Source organism: Sabulibacter ruber, from assembly GCF_017355955.1.
In the GTDB taxonomy this organism is placed as follows: Bacteria; Bacteroidota; Bacteroidia; order Cytophagales; family Hymenobacteraceae; genus Nibribacter; species Nibribacter ruber_A.
The window spans coordinates 1-457 of sequence record NZ_JAFFID010000026.1; the positions used below are offsets into that span (position 1 = coordinate 1).

Sequence of the window (457 nt, forward strand, 5' to 3'; positions counted from 1 at the left end):
GGCCAGAGCTTCAAGGCCAAGGCCTATCAGGCCCTGCGCCAGGCCATCACCCAGATGGACATCTACGGCCAGGAGAGCGAGATCCGCCTCGACGAGCGCCAGCTCTGCGAGGCGCTCGGCGTCAGCCGCACCCCGGTGCGCGAGGCCATGGCCCTGCTCGAGCAGGAGGGCTTCATCCGCTCCCAGCCGCGCCGCGGCATCTTCGTCGTGCGCAAGACCAAGGCGGAGATCATCGAGATGATCACCGTCTGCGCCGCCCTGGAAGGCATGGCCGCCCGGCTCTTCGCCGAGCGCGCCACCGACCAGTGCATCGAGGATCTGCGGGCGGCCTTCGAGCGCTTCGAGCAGGAGGGGGTGGACGGCCACATCTCGGAGTATTCCGACGCCAACATCGCCTTTCACCAGAGCATCGTCCAGGCGTCGGGCTGCCAGCTCATCGGCGACCTGATCGCACGCT

General features: G+C 68.1%; 1 protein-coding gene. It reads left to right on the top strand.

Annotated features, from left to right (window positions below):
• Window positions 1–457, top strand: a 457-nt coding sequence (locus tag JT719_RS24290) for a GntR family transcriptional regulator (protein WP_207436383.1), incomplete at both ends; no start/stop codon positions are given.